Below are 1419 nucleotides of genomic sequence, written 5' to 3' on the forward strand. Positions count from 1 at the left end.
TGAACTGGTCCCCGGTGGTTGGACTGTGGAATTCAGTTCCGATCATCGGGGAGCGGTGGTTTGGCTGGGCGTAGTTCGTTGACCGCGGAGCAGCGTGCGGCGGCGATAGAGTTGTTTGATGATGGTTGGGCGGATCGTGCGGTCGCGACCAGGCTTGGTGTGTCTCGTTGGCCGGTTGCCCGGTTGTATGGCCGGTGGCGGGTGCGCGGGGGTGCGGCGCTGGTGAGCGCGTCCAGACGGTCGTTTTCGTTCGAGTTCAAACTCGAGGTGGTGCAGCGGTTCCTGGCTGGCGAGAGGAAGGTTGACCTGGCTCGCGAGTTCGACCTGGCGTCGCCGAAGCAGGTCGAGACGTGGGCGCGGATCTACCGCAACGAGGGTGCCGACGGGCTGCGTCCGAAACGTCGTGGCCGCCCGCCCCGGCCTGCCGGGCAGGAATCGGGCGGGCAAAGCGAGCTGGAAGCGCTGCGGGCCGAGAACGAGCGGCTGCGTGCGGAGAACGCCTACCTGGGAAAATTGCGTGCCCTGAGGATGCGGCCACAGCGGCGAAAGTAGCCGCTGTGGCCGCCCTCAGGGCCGAACACCGTCTCACGGTGTTGTTGGAGGTCGCCGGGCTTGCCCGGTCGACGTTCTTCTACCACCAGGCCCGTGCGGGCCGCCCCGATGTCCACGCCGAGCTCAAAACCGCGATCACCGCGGCGTTCCAGGCCGGCCGGCGGCGTGGGCATCGCGTCGTCCACCAGGACCTGCGCAAGGCGGGATGGCGGGTGGCGAAGAAGACCGTGCTCAGGCTGATGCGCGAGCTCAATCTGGCCTGCCCCATCCGCCGGCGGCGGCGCTTTTCCTCCTACCGGGGCACGACCGGCGAGGTGGCTGACAACGTCCTGAACAGGCAGTTCACCGCAAGCGCCCCCAATGAGAAGTGGGTCACCGACGTCACCGAGTTCCGCATCAACGACCGCAAGGTCTACTTCTCGCCGGTGATGGACCTGTTCGACCGGCAGATCATCGCCTACTCGGTCGGCACCTCACCCAACCTGGAGCTGACCACCTCATCGCTGCGCGACGCGCTGGGCACACTGAAGGCGGGCCAGACACCGCTGGTGCACTCCGACCAGGGCTTCCAGTACCAGCACCGGTCCTGGCGCACGCTGCTGGCCGCCGCGGGCGCAACCCAGTCGATGTCCCGCAAAGGCAACTGCCTGGACAACGCCGTCATCGAGAGCTTCTTCGGGCACGTCAAGGAAGAACTGTTCCACCACACCCGCTACCTCACCGTCGAGGCGTTCACGACCGCGCTAAAGGACTACATCACCTGGTTCAACACCACACGAGGCCACACACACTGCCAGGGTCTGAGCCCGGTCCAATACCGGGCCCAGACCCTCGCCGCCTAGACTCTTAATTAACGAGTCCAACCAC

The 1419-nt window shown here is 66.0% G+C and carries 2 protein-coding genes; both read left to right on the forward strand.

Annotated elements, in window-relative coordinates; all coding sequences use genetic code 11:
• Positions 1 to 78 precede the first annotated feature (78 nt).
• Positions 79 to 552: a helix-turn-helix domain-containing protein gene (locus IEY17_RS25710; protein ID WP_229680601.1), complete on the forward strand. Its 474-nt coding sequence runs from the start codon at positions 79 to 81 to the stop codon at positions 550 to 552.
• Between the two features lie 38 nt (positions 553 to 590).
• Complete coding sequence (locus IEY17_RS24955; RefSeq protein WP_229680603.1) at positions 591 to 1394, forward strand: IS3 family transposase; 804 nt, start codon at positions 591 to 593, stop codon at positions 1392 to 1394.
• The last annotated feature ends 25 nt before the right edge of the window (positions 1395 to 1419 follow it).

Source organism: Saccharopolyspora thermophila (genome assembly GCF_014646075.1).
In the GTDB taxonomy this organism is placed as follows: domain Bacteria; phylum Actinomycetota; class Actinomycetes; order Mycobacteriales; family Pseudonocardiaceae; genus Saccharopolyspora; species Saccharopolyspora thermophila.